Origin of the sequence: Variovorax sp. W2I14 (assembly GCF_050435205.1) — a bacterium.
In the GTDB taxonomy this organism is placed as follows: Bacteria; Pseudomonadota; Gammaproteobacteria; order Burkholderiales; family Burkholderiaceae_C; genus Variovorax; species Variovorax paradoxus_C.
This window is the reverse complement of record NZ_JBNDJX010000001.1, coordinates 910,877-925,437: the sequence shown is the minus strand read 5'-3', so window position 1 is coordinate 925,437 and position 14,561 is coordinate 910,877. Positions and strand designations below refer to the sequence as shown.

The following is a 14,561-nucleotide window of genomic DNA, read 5'->3' as shown; positions in this document are numbered from 1 at the left end:
GAGCGACCGACCCATGAGCGTCTTCTCCGCCTGGCCGTACGTTGTGCTCATGGGGGTGGTGCTCGTCGCGCTGGCCCTGCCGGTCTTCCGCGCCGCCGACGAGCCGCTGTCGCGCGACCAGCGCACCACAACGCTCGACGGGCTGCGCGGCTTTCTCGCACTGAGCGTCTTCGTGCACCACCTGATGGTGACCCACGGCTACCTCGCCGATGGTGTGTGGACCTTTCCACCGACGGGCTTCCCCACGCAGCTCGGGCAGGTCGGCGTGGGGGTCTTCTTCATGATCACTGGCTTCCTGTTCTGGGGCAAATTGCTGGACACCCAAGGCCGGCCCGCCTGGCGCAGCCTCTACATCGGCCGGCTCTGGCGCATTGGCCCGATGTACCTGGTAGCGGTCGGGCTGATGCTCTTCGTCGTCGCCTGCAAAACCGGGTTCACGCTCAAGGAGCCGGTCTGGTCCGTGCTGGGCGACGCGCTGCAATGGCTGGCGCTGGGCATCGTGCCGACGCAGCCCGACGTCAACGGCTACGAAGGGACCCGGTTCATCCTCGCGGGCGTGACCTGGACGGTCTTCGTGGAGTGGCTGTTCTACGGATCGCTCTGGCTGATGGCACCGCTCGCGCGCCATGGGCGCACGCCGCGCTTCGTCGGCGGGGCCTTGCTGGTGTGCCTGCTGGCGCTGGCGTTCGCGGCGCTTCAGTCGGCCGGTGTTTCACCTTCGCACCCCACGCTGGCACTGGTGATCGGCGCCCTGCTCTGGGTGCTGGTGTCGTTCCTCATGGGCATGGTGTCGGCTTGGCTGGTGCGGCACGAAGGCGCGAGCCGGCTGCTTGCTTCGCGCCTGCCGGCAGATGCGGCTTCGCTGCTTGCCGTGGCCTGCATGGGCGCCGTGCTGTTCGGGTTCCCGCACATGGCCGGCCCTGTGCAGGCCGTGCTGCTCTGGGTCTTTTTCCACCTGGTCTGCGCCGGCAGCACGCTCTACGGCCTGCTGGCCCTGCGCGCGGCACGGCGCATGAGCACGGCGAGCTACAGCATCTATCTGCTGCAGGGCATTGCGCTGACCGCGGTCTTCGCTGTGCCGTCGGTGCGGAGTTTCGCGATGGCCGGCGCGCTGCAGTACTGGCTGGTCGGCATCCTCTGCGCGGTGTTGCTGGTGGCGGCCTCTGTGGCGAGCTACCGGCTGGTGGAGAAGCCGGGCATTGCGCAAGGCAAGCGTGCGAGATCCGGGCTGCGCGGCCTGCCCGCGGCGCAGGCGGCGAACTCCTGAGCGTCCTCGCACCGGTAGCGGCGGCCTTGCTTGAAGCGCCAAAAGAAAAATGCCGCGGGACCAAGGCGCCGCGGCATTCTTGAAGAGGAAGAAAAAGGCGCGTCAGGCGTCCAGCTGCGCCAGCCGCTTCAGCTTGCGTTCGCTCATGCGCTTGGCCAGGCGCGGCAGCACCAGCACGGCCACCACGACGATCACCAGCGCGATCGACATCGGACGCTGGAAGAACACCGCCGCACTGCCCTCGCCGATGGACATGGCGTTGCGCAGCTGCGCTTCGGCGAGCGGGCCGAGGATCATGCCGACCACCACGGGGGCGGTCGGAAAATCGAAGCGCCGCATCACCACGCCCAGCAGGCCAATGCCGTAGAGCAGGAACAGGTCGAATGCGCTCTGGCGCATGCCGTAGGCACCCACCGTCGCGAAGATCAGGATGCCGGCGTAGAGCTGCGGCTTCGGAATCTTCAGGAGCTTGACCCACAGGCCCACCATCGGCAGGTTCAGCACCAGCAGCATCACGTTGCCGATGTAGAGCGAGGCGATCAGCGCCCACACCAGCGCGGCCGAGGTGGTGAAGAGCTGCGGACCCGGCTGGATGCCGTAGTTCTGGAACGCGCCCAGCAGGATGGCGGTGGTGTTCGAGGTCGGGATGCCCAGCGTGAGCAGCGGAATCAGCGCGGCCGTCACCGTTGCGTTGTTGGCGGCCTCGGGGCCGGCCACGCCTTCGATGGCGCCGGTGGTGCCGAACTCGCCCTTGGCGTCCTTGTCCTTCGCGAGCTTCTTTTCGGTCGCATAGCTCAGGAAGGTCGGGATCTCGGTACCGCCGGCCGGAATGCAGCCGAAGGGCGTGCCGATGGCGGTGCCGCGCAGCCACGCGGGAATCGAGCGCTTCCAGTCGCGCTTGGTCATGTGCACGCGGCTCAGCTTGTTCTGGCCCTCGACCACCTTGCCCTCGTAGAGCACGGCGTAGAGCACCTCGGCCACCGCAAAGAGGCCGACCGCGACCAGCACGATCTCGATGCCGTCGAGCAGCTCGGGCACGCCGCCGGTGTAGCGGCCCTGGCCCGAAATCTGGTCGAGGCCCACGCAGCCCGCGGCCAGGCCGACGAACAGCGCCGTCATGCCGCGCAGCGTGCTCTTGCCGAGCACCGCGCTCACCGTGGTGAAGGCCAGCAGCATCAACAGGAAATACTCGGGCGGCCCGAGCTTGACCGCGAACTCGGCCACGAACGGCGCGAACAGCGTGACGATGACGGTGGCGATGGTGCCGGCCACGAACGAGCCGATGGCGGCGGTGGCGAGCGCCGCGCCCGCCCTTCCGCTCTTGGCCATCTTGTTGCCCTCCATCGCGGTCACCATGCTGGCGGTTTCGCCGGGCGTGTTGAGCAGGATGGACGTGGTCGAGCCGCCGTACATGGCGCCGTAGTAGATGCCCGAGAAGAAGATCATCGAGGCCGTGATGTCGACCTTGCCGGTGATCGGCAGCAGCATCGCCACCGCCACCGCCGGGCCGATGCCGGGCAGCACGCCCACGGCCGTGCCCAGGGCACAGCCGACCAGGCACCAGAGCAGATTGACGGGCGTGATGGCGGCGCCGAAGCCCGCCATGAGTGCGTTGAAGATTTCCATGTCAGAGCCAGCCAGTGGAAGTGAGGCCGGGCAGGTTGATGGCCAGGAACTGCGTGAACATCCAGAACACCGGGGCGGCGATGAGCGCGCCGGTGACGAAATCGATGACCCAGGTGCGCGGCGCGTTCACGCCGGGCTGCCCGCTCGCGCGGCGCAGGCCCTGCACGGCCAGCAGGTAGCACAGCGTGCAGCTCAGGATGAAGCCCAGCGTGGTGATGAGCGCCGCGTTGAGCAGCAGGCCGGCCGAGACCCAGACGAAGCCGGGCCAGTAGGCGCGGTCGGCGCCGGTGGGGGGATCGAGTTCGCGAAAGCCGCCGGTGCGCGCTTCCCAGAGGATCCATGCGCCGCACAGCACGAGCACCACGGACACCAGCCAGGGCAGGAAGTTGGGACCGACGCCGCCGTAGCCGGCTTCGGAAGAAATGTCGATGGCACCGAAGGCCAATGCCAGGCCGGTGAGCAGGACGCCCGCGCCGACGAGGGTTTGCGGCCAGACTGCCGCTTGAGCCGCTGCTTGCGCCCCCGCGTCGGGCGGCGAGACCGAGGAATCTGGAGTTGTCATTTTTGCTCCCGGAATGTGGTGCTGGATTTGAAAACGGCACGCTGTCGTCTCTTGCGAGGACAGCGTGCCATTCGGCAGGCAGGTGGCGCGGTGCGCGTCAGACCATGCCGGACTTGGTCATGATGGCGCGGAGGCTCGCGAAATCGTCGTCGACGAACTTGGCGAAGGCTTCGCCCGACAGCACGGCCGGCGTCCAGTCGTTCTTCTTGAGCGACTCGGCCCACGACGAGCTCTTCATGGCAGCCAGCACCATGTCGGTCAGCGCCTTGCGCTGCTCGGCCGAGATGCCGGGCGCGCCGTACACGCCGCGCCAGTTGCCGATTTCCACGTCGATGCCCTGCTCCTTGAGCGTCGGCACATTGATGCCGGGCAGGCGCTGGGCCGAGGTGACGGCAATCGCCTTCATCTTGCCGGCCGCGATGTATTCGGCGAATTCGCTGTAGCCGCTGCCGCCGACGGTGACGTTGCCGCCCAGGATGGCGGCGGTGGCTTCACCGCCTCCGCGGAAGGCCACGTAGTTGATCTTGGAGGGATCGGCGCCGACCTTCTGCGCGATCATGGCCGCAGCGATGTGCTCGGTGGAGCCGCGCGAACCGCCGCCCCACTTGACGCTGCCCGGGTCTTTCTTGAGCTGGTCGACCACGTCCTTCATGGTTTTCAGGGGCGAGTTGGCGGGCAGCACGAACACGTTGTATTCGGTGGTCAGGCGCGCGATGGGCGTGGCCTGTTCCAGCTTGACCGGCGGCTTGCCGGTGATGATGCCGCCCAGCATGACCGAGCCCATGACCATCAGCGCGTTGGCATCGCCCTTGGAGCCGTTCACGAACTGGGCCAGGCCCAGGGCGCCGGCGGCGCCGCCCTTGTTGTCGTAGGTGACGGTGTCGGCCACCTTGGCGTCGCTCAGGGCCTTGCCCAATGCACGGCCGGTGGTGTCCCAGCCGCCGCCCGGGTTGGCGGGGATCATCATCTTGACGTTGGCTGCGGCACGCGCCGAGAGCGGCAGCGCTCCGGCGGCGGCCAGGGCGGCCAGGGACTTCAAAAAGGTATCGCGACGCATTGTGGTTGTCTCCAGGGGCTGAAAGGAAAGTGGCAGGAACCTGACTCGGACCTGAGCCGCTATCATGCGCCGCCCCGCTGTCAGTTGGCTGTCCGCCAGACTGGGGAAAACACCAAAGTATCCAATCAGCCCTCCCCCGTATGAAGCTGCTGCTGGTCGAAGACGATCCCTCGATGCAAATCACGCTGCAGCGCACGCTGGGCCGCCGCCGCATCGATGTGCGCGTGTGCGGCGATGGGGCCGAGGCGGTGGCGCAGTGGCGCGCCATCGAGCCCGACGTGGTGGCGCTCGACCTGAGCCTGCCCAACCTCGACGGCCTGCAGGTGCTGGCACAGGCCCGCGCCGAAGGGCTGCGCACGCCGGTGCTGCTGCTCACGGCCCGCGGCACGGTGGGCGACCGCATCGTGGGCCTCAATGCCGGCGCCGACGACTACCTGCCCAAGCCCTTCGACCTGGACGAACTGGAAGCCCGCATCCGCGCGCTGCGGCGGCGCAGCCAGAGCGCCGGTCCCGACACCGGCCTGAACCCGCAGGAGATCGGCGGCCTGCGCTTCGAGCCCGACAACGGCGCCATCTACAACCGCGCCGACCTCCTGGAGCTCACGCCGCGCGAGCTCGCGCTCATGAAGGCGCTGATGATGAAGCCGGGCCATGCGGTCACCAAGGAGCGCCTCTTCGAGCTGGTGTTCCCGGGCGAGACCGACGTGCAGTACGAGGCCATCGAGGTGGTGGTGTATCGCCTGCGCAAGAAGCTCGTGGGCACGGGCGCAGTGCTGATGACGATGCGCGGCCTCGGTTATCTGCTGCGGCCCGAGACATGAAGGCTGCATGAAGAAAGTGTCTTCGCTGCGCGCGCGGCTGCTGTTCGGCATCCTCGCGCCGGTGGCGGTGTTCATCGTGATCAACAGCGTGAGCCTGTACCGCCAGAGCCTCGCGGCCGCCACCACCGCCTACGACCGCACGCTGCTCGCCTCCGCCAAGACCATCGGCGAGCAGCTCGACGTGGAGGGCTACGACGAGAAAGCGCAGTTGCGCGCGATCGTGCCCTACTCCGCGCTCGAAGCCTTCGAGGCCGACAACCGCAGCCGGCTCTTCTATCGCGTGTCCGCGCTCGACGGCGAGCTGATCTCGGGCTTTGTCGAACTGCCGTTCTGGCGCGGCCGCATTCCGGACCGCAGCGCGTACGCGGCGCTGGTCGATTTCTACGATGCGCAGTTCCGCGGACAGCCCGTTCGCGTCGCGGTGCTGCTGCAGCCGGTGGCCAGCGCGCGCGGCCGAGGCATGGCGGTGGTGCAGGTGGCCGAGACGCTCGAGCTGCGCGAGACGCTGGTGCGCAAGCTGCTGCTCGACACGCTCTGGCGCCAGTTGCTGTTGATGGGCGTGATCGCGGGCGTCACGGTGTTCGTGGTGCATCGCGCGACGCGTTCCGTGCGCGAGCTGGGCGAAGCGATAGAGGAGCGGCCGGCCGACGACCTCTCGCCCATCGATGCGCCCGACGCGCCGCGCGAACTGCGCCCCTTGATCGATGCCACCACCGAGGTGATGGGCCGGCTGCAGCGGCTGCTCGATCACCAGAAGCGCTTCGTGCGCGACAGCGCCCACCAGCTGCGCACGCCGCTGGCGGTGCTCAAGGCACAGGTGCAGTCGGCGCGCCGCGGCGACGTGGCACCCGAGCAGGCCTTCGGCGAGATCAGCCAGACGGTCGAGCGCGCCACGATGCTGGCCAACCAGATGCTCTCGCTCGCCAAGGTGGAGCAACTGCGGCAGCAGCCCGAGTCGGTGACGCTGGACCTCGGCGATGTGGTGCGCGGCATTGCGCTCGACCTGTCGCCGCTGGTGGCCGACAAGGCACTCGATTTCGAGCTGTCCATCGACGAGCCGGTGGCCGTGCGCGCACACCAGTGGATGCTGCAGGAGCTCACGCGCAACCTGCTGCACAACGCGATCAAGCAGAGCCCGCAGGGCGCGGCGCTGTCGGTCATCGTGCGGGCCGAGGGCGACCATGCGGTGCTCACCGTGCGCGACGAAGGGCCGGGCATTTCGCCCGAATTGCGGCAGCGGCTCTTCGCGCCCTTTTCCGCCGGCAGCACCTCGAGCGGCTCGGGTCTGGGCCTGGCGATCTGCAGCGAGATCGTGCTGGCGCTGGATGGGCGCATCGATCTGGACAACCGCACTGCGCAGGACAACACCGCACGCGTGGTCGGGCTGGATGCTGTCGTGCGCCTTCCGCTCTGGCGGCACAATTGATTTCCCACCTATGGAACCCATGGAACGTCTGCGCATCGACAAATGGCTCTGGGCCGCACGCTTCTTCAAGACGCGTTCGCTGGCCGCGGAGGAAATCGGCAAGAACCGGGTGCAGGTGAACGGCGATGTCGCCAAGGCCTCGCGCGAGGTGAAGGCCGGCGACACCGTGACGATGCGGCTGGGCGTGCAGACGCGGACCGTGACGGTGCGCGGCATCAGCGGCCAGCGCGGGCCGGCGCCCGTCGCCCAATTGCTCTACGAGGAAACGGCGGAAAGCATCGCCGCACAGGCCGCCATCCGCGAGCAGCGCCGCATGGGCAGCGAGCCGGCCTTGGCCATCGAACAGGGCCGACCGACCAAACGCGACCGGCGCGATCTCGATGGTGCGGTGCGCCACGCCGAATGGGACAACCGGTGGAGCGCCTCGATCGACCCGGAAGACACAGAGCGCTGATCGCGTACGCTGTCAGCTTTCCTTCTTCAAGGGGTTCCGGTTCATGGCCAGCTTCAAGAAATACCGCGTCGGCAACAAGTTCAAGCTCTCGCAGATCGACCCCGGCGACACCGCCTTCTGCGAAGGCAACGAGGCCGCCCAGCGCGAGGAAATCGACGCCCTGGCCGTCGAACTCGACGAGCTGCAGAACCTGCTGCACGCCGAAGGGCAGCGCAAGGTGCTGCTGGTGCTGCAGGGCATGGACACCAGCGGCAAGGACGGCACCGTGCGCTGGGTGTTCTCGCGCACCTCCCCGCTGGGCGTGCGCGTGACCGCCTTCAAGGCACCGACCGACGAAGAAAAGGCGCGCGACTATCTCTGGCGCTGCCACGCCGTCGTGCCGCGCACCGGCGAGATCGCGGTGTGGAACCGAAGCCACTATGAAGACGTGCTGGTGCCGGTGGTCGAAGGCTGGATCGACAAGGCCGAAGCCAAGCGCCGCTACGCACAGATCAACGACTTCGAGCGGCTGCTGACCGAGACCGGCACGGTCGTCGTCAAGTGCATGCTGCACATCGACAAGGACGAGCAGCGCGAGCGCCTGCAGGCCCGCATCGACACGCCCGGCAAGCAGTGGAAGTTCAGCATGGGCGACCTGGAGGTGCGCACGAAGTGGCCCGCCTACCAGCGCGCCTACGAGAGCGCGCTGTCGGCCACCTCGACCGAACATGCGCCCTGGTATGTGATTCCCGCCAACAGCAAGCGGCACCGCAACCTGATGATTGCGCAGCTGCTGGTGAAGACGCTGCGGCAGATGAAGTTCAAGGTGCCGGCGCCCGATCCGGCGCTCAAGGGAATGATCGTCAAGTAAGACGGGGTGCCGTTGGTTGCAGCGGCGTCGTGCTGCCGCAACGTGTTGTTTGTAAAGTGCTCGCCGGCCTACGAAGCGGAGCAGTTCTGCAAACTAAGGTTCATGGGTACCTGCTTCAGGTGCACTCATCAACCGAAGGACTCCAACATGAAAAAGATACTCTTCGTTCTTGCCGCCTGCGTGCTTTCGAGCGCGGCCCTCGCGCAACCGGCGCCCCGCCACGGACCGGGTTACGACCGCCCGCATGCAGCGCCGCATCACCGCAAGCACAAGGTCTGGGTGCCGGCGCACCGCGAACATGGCCGCCGCGTGCCGGGACATTACGTCTGGCGTTGAAGCCCCCCAAAAAAGAAGCCGGCATGAAAGCCGGCTTTTTCTATTTGGCCTGAACGAACTCAGGAACGGCGGACCGGCGACTGCGCCAGTACGCGGCACTTGCCGAATTCGCAGCGCACCGCCCAGATGCCGCCGTTTTCGCAAGGCACGTTGTACGACTCGAAGCCCGGGCCCTTGGCCGTGAGTTCGGCGCGCGGCTGCACGTTGCAGCGGCCGGCCTTGGCGAGCGATTCGACGTTGTACGTATCGACGCCAGTGCGGCGCGGCTTGGCGGCGACGACCGGATCGAAGGTGTGGCCGTAGAAGGTGTCGCGCACATCGGGGTCGAGGTTGCGATAGCCGCGCTTGGCCATGCAGTGGACGATCGCGATCTCTTGATGCTCGGCCATCAGTTCCGAGGTCGGGCGGCCGTTCCAGTCGATGACTGCGGCGCTGATGCCGGTGTACGAAGCAGCGGCCACGATGCCCTGGCCGTGCACGGTGATGAGGCCGAGGCCCAGCGCCAGCCACATGGCATCGCCGGTCTCGCTGCGCGCAGTGATGCGGGTGGCTGCGGTGCGGCAGGCCTGCACGTCGTTGTCGTAGCGCACCTTGTCGACGCCTTCCATGGCGACCATGGGCACGTAGGTGAGTCCGGACCCGGTGCCGGGTTCGGTCGGCACCAGCGGCGCCCTGGCGGTGCAGCCCATCAGGGCCACAGCGGCGAACGCAATGCTCAGCAACAGCTTCATGGGTTTTCCCTCGTCCTCTTTCGCGGTAGTTCCGCGGATTTAACCATACATATAGTTACTCTTGAATCGACTTGTCGCGAATGCACGACGACCGGCGAAGCGGCATGCGACCATGCATTCCCGCTCTCGGCGGGCCGCAAATCAAAGTACCTACAACCCTGCATGAAGCTCCTTCCGATCGCCGCCCTGCTGTTGCTTTTCGACAGCGCCTCCATCGCCATTGCGCAGACCACGCCAGTGGACCTGCTCAGGAAGAACGGCTGCATGGCCTGTCACGGGCTCGTTCACAAGCAGGTCGGCCCTGGTTTCGCGCAGATCGCGGAGCGCTATCGCAACGATCCGGAGGCGCCGCCGCGGCTGGCCGAGAAGATCCGCAACGGCAGCGTCGGCGCGTGGGGCCGGGTCATCATGCCGCGGCAAAGCCTGGTGTCGGAGGCCGACTCGCGGGTGCTGGCGACCTGGGTGCTTTCGCAGCCGCCGCTCGCGAAGAGATAAAGCCCGAAGCAGCGCCGGGCACTGGGCTCAAGCAGCCCGCACTGCCTTTTCTGCATCGACCTTGCGCTGGAGCGGCAGCCACAGCGTGAAGCGCGTTCCGCCGCTGCCGGACTCCCAGTTCACCGTCCCACCGAACGCCATGGCGCGCTGCTGCTGGTTGCGCAGCCCCCGGCCGCTTCGCTGCAGGGCCTCCTGCACGTCGAAACCCGCGCCGTTGTCCTCGATCGCCACCGAGACGCCCTCGCCCGCCGTCGCGGTGCTGAAGCTGATGATGGTGGCCCGCGTGTGGCGCAGCACGTTGGCGATGCACTCCTGCATGATCCGCAGGATGTGCAGCGCGCTCCCGGGGTCCAGCCATGGCAGCGCGGGCACGGGCTGCACCTCCCAGCGCAGCGCGACGCCTGCGCTCTCGATGCGCGGCGCCAGGCGAAAGCGCAGGGTGGCGAGCAGCAGCAGCAGGTCGGCGTCCACGCTCTCCATGGAGTCGATGGCCAGCTTCAGGTCGTCCATGCAGCCCCGGAGCACGTCGGAGATCTCGGTGTCGCTCATGGCGCCCCGCTCCACCGAACGGATGGCGCTGATCAGCGACGAGCCCAGCCCGTCGTGCATGTCCTGCATCAGCCGCCTGCGCTCGGCATCGAGCATCTGCTGGTTCTCGATCACGCGCAGCCGCTGGTAGCTCTGCTCCAGCTCGGCTTCGCGCACCTGCAACCGCTGCGCCAGCCCCTTGTTCAGCCGTGCCACCTCGGCAAACGCACCGGTGTACCGCTCGAACATGATGTAAGAGAAGACGAAGAAGAGGCTGATGATCGCGTAGGGCGAGGTGTACACGCTCTCGGGGCTCACCAGGTTGTTCTGCAGCAGCCCGTCGTAGGAGGTGAACGTGAGCGCGAAGACAGTCCACCCCGCCACCAATCGGCCTTCGGGCAGCTTGGCGCGCAATGCCTTGCGCAGGTTCACCGCAAAGATCAGCACGGCGACCGGCAGCACCATCAGGTTGAGCAGCGGCGTGATGAGGTAGAGGCTCGCGATGGACGGCGACAGGTGCGGCAGCGTGGCAATGCTGCAGGCCGTCGCCAGCGTCACCGACAGGCGGGTCAGCCAGGGCGAGGGCTGCTGGTGCAGGCGCTCCAGGAAGAGGTGGATCGCGACGATCAGCCAGATCAGCGAAGACACCGTCATCCACTCGAACAACTCGTCGGAGACCGGAAAGTAGTTGCCGCCGACGTAGTAGTGAAGCGTCCGCAGGAAGGCCAATGCCGAGATGGCGAAGAACAGCAGGTAGAGCGACTCGCGCCGCTTTCCCAGGTACACCGCAAGGGCGAAGGCGCCCACCGCCAGGAACGCCGCGCTGCCCATGGCCGGCACCTGAACCTGCAGCAGTTGGCGGATCTGGTAGCGCCAGTTCAGCGAGGCCTCGTCACCCACCCACACGGTCGAGAAGCCGCTTCCGCTGCTGCGCAGGCGGTCGACGCGGATCAGCACCGATGTCGGGGAAGGCGTGCCGGCCGTCGCATTCAAGGGCAGCAGCAGCGGATGGTTGTAGCCGTTGTGAATCGGGCTGCCATGCGACTGGTAGAGCAGCACGCCGTCGCCGTACACCGCGATGTGGCCGAGCGTCTTCCAGCGCGGCAGGTAGAGAAAGAGAAGGCGCTGCTGTTCAGAAGGCGCCGTGCCGGCCAGTTCGATGCGATACCAGTCGGTGATGGTGCGCACGCCGCCCAGCGGCGTGGGAACCAGCTCGCGCTCGGCCGTGTGCGGAAGGCTGACCTCTTTCCATCCCTCGGCCGGAAGCTCGGCATCTTCGATCTGCCGCGGAGGCTCGGAATAACCCGTGCCGGGAACGGACAGCAACTCGGCATGCGTGATGTGCACCGCGCCCTCGGGCGGCGAGCCGGCAGCCGCCGCATTGGCGAGCGGCAACACGGCCAGGCACAACGTCGCGATCCAGCGGCCCAGTCCGGTGCGGCGATCGGCGGCGGCGGGCGACGTGTGCATTGGTTAACAATTATGTCTCCCGGCCCACACATCCGCGTGACAGGCCGTGCACGGACGCCGCACCCGCCGCGCCCTGCCCGCTACCCCATCATGGCCGCGGCCGCCTTAATGGCCTCCCGGATGCGCCCGTAGGTGCCGCATCGGCACACGTTCTCGATGGCGTCGATGTCCGCATCGGTCGGGTTGCGGGTGCGCCGCAGCAAGTCGACCGCCGCCATGATCTGCCCCGGCTGGCAGAAGCCGCACTGCGGCACGTCCAGGTTCATCCAGGCCTGTTGGACCGGGTGCAGCACGTTGCCGTTGGCCAGGCCCTCGATGGTCGTCACCTGCCGGCCGCGCACGTCGGCCACCCGCGTCGAGCAGGTGGTAACCGCCTTGCCGTCCACATGGCAGGTGCAGGCCTTGCACACGTTGATGCCGCAGCCGTACTTCGGGCCGGTGATGCCGAGCTTGTCGCGCAGCACCCAGAGCAGCGCCATGTCGTCGGGCGCCTCGACGTCGACATTGCTGCCGTTCACCTTGAAAGATTGCACGGGCATGGTGGCCTCCTCAGGCGGGTACCGGCACGACGACCGGCGTGGGCAGCTTGCCCGGGGGGATGGGAGTGAAATCGACCGGGAAATTCAGCGGGAAGCTGCGCGGCTTGCGGCCGGTGGCGCGTGCATACGCGTTGGCGATGGCACCCGAACTGGCCGAGAGGCCCACCTCGCCCAGCCCGCCGATCGCCTCGCCGGTGCTGGCCGGCATGATGATGACCTTCACGTCCTTCGGGTAGTTCTTCATCCGCGCGAAGTGGTACTGCGAATAGCTGCCTTCCAGCGGCAGGCCGTTCTGGATGTGCAGCCCCGCCGTCAGCACGATGGAGATCGACTCGCAAAGCCCGCCCTGCATCTGCGCCTCGATGCCCGAGGGATTGATGGGCGTGCCGACATCGATCACGATGGTGGCGCGAATCACCTTTACATCGGTCGGCACGCGCGCATCGATTTCCACGATGCAGGCGGTGAACGACTTCGACTCCTGGTGCACGCCCACGCCCTGCGCGAAGCCTGTCGGCATCGCCTTGCCCCATTGCGCCGCCTCGGCCGCCGCCTTCAGCACCGCGCGTGCACGCGGCAGGCGCAGGTACTCGAGGCGGAAGGCAATCGGGTCCTTGCGCAGCGCCCGAGCCATGTCGTCGACCAGGATCTCCTCCACCAGCCGCGAAGGCTGGATGTGCACCGAGCGGTAGGAGCAGGTGTTCATGTCGATCGGCACCGGCGTCAGGAGCTTGGTGGTCACGCCGAAGTTGTACGGCGAGGTGACCATGGTCTTGAACATGACCTGCTCGATGCCGAAGTTGCCCACCGTCTGCGGAAAGCCGTTGGGCAATGCGATGGCCGCGGCGCCCAGCATCTCGCCGAAGCCGTGGCGCGTGTCGAGCCGCACCCCTGCAATGCGCTGCTCGAACGCGATGACCTGGCCCAGCAGCATCGTGGCGCGCGCCCGGTGGAACATCGGCGGGCGCACGCGGCCGTGGCGCATGTCGTCGGTGCGGTGGTACATCAGCTTGCAGGGCCGGCCCAGTGCCTTGGAGGCCTGCACCGCCTGCAGCGTTGCGTCCCAGAAGAGCCGTCGCCCGAAGGAGCCGCCCGAGGGCACCGCATGCACCTTGACCTTGTCCAGCGGCAAGCCCAGCTCGATGGCGATGGCCTGCTGCGTGACGATCGGGCTCTGCAGGCCTGACCAGATCTCTGCCCGGTCGGCGCGCACGTCGGCGATGGCGCACTCGGTTTCCATCGGGCAGTGCGAGACCGCCGCGAACTCGAACTCGCCCTCGACCGTGAGCGCGCCCAGCGGTGGCAGCAGGAACGGCAAGAGCGCGCCCTTGAGCTTCTGCTGGATGCTCGCGTTGGACTCGCCGGCAACGGGCCCGGCTGTCCAGGTGACGTCGAGCGCATTCACCGCGGCCCAGGCCTGCCCGAAGGTCTCGGCCATCACCGCCACGCCGGGTGGCGTGGGCACGATGCCGTTCGTCGCGGGAATCGGCGCAATGCCCAGCACGCCCGGCATCGCCGTCACCGTGTTCAGGTTGTTGATGCGCACGAACTTGCCGTTGATGGTCGGAGGCCGGCACACCATGGTCGGCTTGGCTTCGGGCACGGCCTGGTCCATCGAGAACTTCTTGCGGCCGGTCACGATATCCAGCGCGTCGAGCCGCGTGGTGCGCTGGCCGACCACCGCGTTCGCGCTGCCAGAAAGCAGCCCGCCCAGGCCGCCGAGCAACGGCATGCCGGCATGCAGCGAACGCACGCTCGACGAGCCGCCCGTGAGCTGATTGAAGATCAGCTCGGGGCTGGCGTCCGCCGAACCGACCTCGATCGCGCTGAGCGGCAGGCGCAGCTTGTCGGCCAGCATCATCGCGGCGGCGGTGGCGATGCCCTGCCCCGACTCCAGCCGCGGAAGCTCGAGCCGCACGCGGCCGTTGGCGATGTTGGTTACCTTGACCAGCGGCATGGTCGGCAGCGCGGTGAGCGTCACCGCATCGCCGATGTCGATCAGGTCGGTCGTGTCGGGCGGCGTCATCGGCAGGATCGCAGCCTTCGCCGAGGAAGGGGCAGCGATCCCGCCCAGGCCCACGGTGGCGGCGGCCGCGGCTGAAACCAGCGGCGCGGAAGCCGCGTACCCCAACAGGTCCCGCCGGCGCATGCCGGGTGGTTCGTCTTGGAGCGGCACATGCGTGGGGACCGCGCCGGATTCGGAATGTTCCATCCTTGTCTCCTGTCTTATGGTTGTGGCGAACAGGAGTCAATATGTCATGATCGTTTCGCCAAGGGTGTCGTTTCAAAGACATTTCTTACGCACGGATCCGCGGGCCTTTCCATGCAGGCCCACGCGGGTGGAGGAGTGAGGTGAGCAAGCCAGCCAGCTGAAAAGCAAGCAAGCGAGCAAGGAAAGC

At 67.4% G+C, this 14,561-nt stretch carries 14 protein-coding genes; 7 read left to right on the top strand and 7 right to left on the bottom strand.

The window, feature by feature from the left end:
• Positions 1–13 precede the first annotated feature (13 nt).
• Complete coding sequence (locus tag QF040_RS04355; protein ID WP_429609987.1) at positions 14–1,267, top strand: acyltransferase family protein; 1,254 nt, start codon at positions 14–16, stop codon at positions 1,265–1,267.
• A gap of 102 nt (positions 1,268–1,369) precedes the next feature.
• On the opposite strand, the gene QF040_RS04350 is transcribed toward QF040_RS04355, so the two are convergent.
• From QF040_RS04350 to QF040_RS04340, 3 genes are all read right to left on the bottom strand, one after another.
• The gene (locus QF040_RS04350; protein WP_429609986.1) at positions 1,370–2,893 is read right to left on the bottom strand and encodes a tripartite tricarboxylate transporter permease; all 1,524 of its coding nucleotides are present in this window, start codon (positions 2,891–2,893) and stop codon (positions 1,370–1,372) included.
• A 1-nt stretch (position 2,894) separates the two neighbouring features.
• Positions 2,895–3,455 carry a tripartite tricarboxylate transporter TctB family protein gene (locus QF040_RS04345; protein WP_429609985.1) on the bottom strand — a complete coding sequence of 187 codons (561 nt, stop codon included), beginning with the start codon at positions 3,453–3,455 and terminating at the stop codon, positions 2,895–2,897.
• A 97-nt stretch (positions 3,456–3,552) separates the two neighbouring features.
• Positions 3,553–4,512, bottom strand: coding sequence for a tripartite tricarboxylate transporter substrate binding protein (locus QF040_RS04340; protein ID WP_013541867.1), 960 nt, complete (start codon positions 4,510–4,512; stop codon positions 3,553–3,555).
• Positions 4,513–4,652: 140 nt separating this feature from the next.
• On the opposite strand from QF040_RS04340, the gene QF040_RS04335 reads away from it, so the two are divergent.
• From QF040_RS04335 to QF040_RS04315, 5 genes are all read left to right on the top strand, one after another.
• Positions 4,653–5,333, top strand: a complete 681-nt coding sequence (locus tag QF040_RS04335) for a response regulator transcription factor (RefSeq protein WP_013541868.1) — start codon at positions 4,653–4,655, stop codon at positions 5,331–5,333.
• Positions 5,334–5,340: 7 nt separating this feature from the next.
• Positions 5,341–6,759 carry a sensor histidine kinase gene (locus QF040_RS04330; RefSeq protein ID WP_429609984.1) on the top strand — a complete coding sequence of 473 codons (1,419 nt, stop codon included), beginning with the start codon at positions 5,341–5,343 and terminating at the stop codon, positions 6,757–6,759.
• A gap of 19 nt (positions 6,760–6,778) precedes the next feature.
• The gene (locus tag QF040_RS04325; RefSeq protein ID WP_307507701.1) at positions 6,779–7,213 is read left to right on the top strand and encodes an RNA-binding S4 domain-containing protein; all 435 of its coding nucleotides are present in this window, start codon (positions 6,779–6,781) and stop codon (positions 7,211–7,213) included.
• Between the two features lie 43 nt (positions 7,214–7,256).
• A complete protein-coding gene (locus QF040_RS04320; RefSeq protein ID WP_429609983.1) occupies positions 7,257–8,063 on the top strand; it encodes a polyphosphate kinase 2 family protein in 807 nt (268 codons plus the stop codon).
• 147 nt (positions 8,064–8,210) lie between these two features.
• Positions 8,211–8,399, top strand: coding sequence for a hypothetical protein (locus tag QF040_RS04315; protein ID WP_052810687.1), 189 nt, complete (start codon positions 8,211–8,213; stop codon positions 8,397–8,399).
• Positions 8,400–8,458: 59 nt separating this feature from the next.
• Here the strand turns inward: QF040_RS04315 and QF040_RS04310 are convergent, their stop codons facing one another.
• Complete coding sequence (locus tag QF040_RS04310; RefSeq protein WP_013541873.1) at positions 8,459–9,130, bottom strand: hypothetical protein; 672 nt, start codon at positions 9,128–9,130, stop codon at positions 8,459–8,461.
• 162 nt (positions 9,131–9,292) lie between these two features.
• Between QF040_RS04310 and QF040_RS04305 the strand changes: the two genes are divergently transcribed.
• Positions 9,293–9,625 (top strand): c-type cytochrome, encoded by a 333-nt coding sequence (locus QF040_RS04305; protein WP_429609982.1) that lies wholly within the window; start codon positions 9,293–9,295, stop codon positions 9,623–9,625.
• 27 nt (positions 9,626–9,652) lie between these two features.
• Here QF040_RS04305 and QF040_RS04300 read toward each other — a convergent pair whose 3' ends face one another.
• From QF040_RS04300 to QF040_RS04290, 3 genes are all read right to left on the bottom strand, one after another.
• Positions 9,653–11,623 carry an ATP-binding protein gene (locus QF040_RS04300; RefSeq protein WP_429609981.1) on the bottom strand — a complete coding sequence of 657 codons (1,971 nt, stop codon included), beginning with the start codon at positions 11,621–11,623 and terminating at the stop codon, positions 9,653–9,655.
• 80 nt (positions 11,624–11,703) lie between these two features.
• Positions 11,704–12,162: a (2Fe-2S)-binding protein gene (locus QF040_RS04295; RefSeq protein ID WP_013541876.1), complete on the bottom strand. Its 459-nt coding sequence runs from the start codon at positions 12,160–12,162 to the stop codon at positions 11,704–11,706.
• Positions 12,163–12,172: 10 nt separating this feature from the next.
• Positions 12,173–14,374, bottom strand: a complete 2,202-nt coding sequence (locus QF040_RS04290; RefSeq protein ID WP_429609980.1) for a molybdopterin cofactor-binding domain-containing protein — start codon at positions 14,372–14,374, stop codon at positions 12,173–12,175.
• Between the last annotated feature and the right edge of the window lie 187 nt (positions 14,375–14,561).